We start from the raw sequence: 287 nt of genomic DNA, 5'->3' as shown, positions 1-287 counted from the left end.
TCGTGATCAAGGACGAAAATGATCTTGCCTCAAGAGATCTTCTAGGTACTACGCAAACTTTGCGGTCTCGATCAAGCTCAAATCGGGCCTCCACGGACCCAGCTTTCGCCTGTGCCCCAGGGGAAACCTCCGAGAGGCTTGATCGCGAAGAGGCCCGGAGCGTTTTGCGATCCGGCCTCCGCGGCGTGACGACGAGTCGGCGGCTCCGGACCTGTGGTTTGCCGCTGGGTGTCAGCGACGTTGCGCTGATCCAAAACGGAGATCATCATTGCTACAGCGGCCTGGAA

General features: G+C 58.9%; 1 protein-coding gene. It reads right to left on the bottom strand.

Annotation, left to right across the window (positions count from 1 at the left end):
* Positions 1-77: 77 nt before the first annotated feature.
* The coding region (locus G6R25_RS25785; RefSeq protein ID WP_205447484.1) for a hypothetical protein at positions 78-287 on the bottom strand (210 nt) is incomplete at its 5' end.

The sequence above is a fragment of the Candidatus Frankia alpina genome (assembly GCF_902806485.1).
Lineage (GTDB): Bacteria > Actinomycetota > Actinomycetes > Frankiales > Frankiaceae > Frankia > Frankia alpina.
Note: the sequence above shows the minus strand (reverse complement) of the source record. Positions and strands in the feature narration are given on the sequence as shown.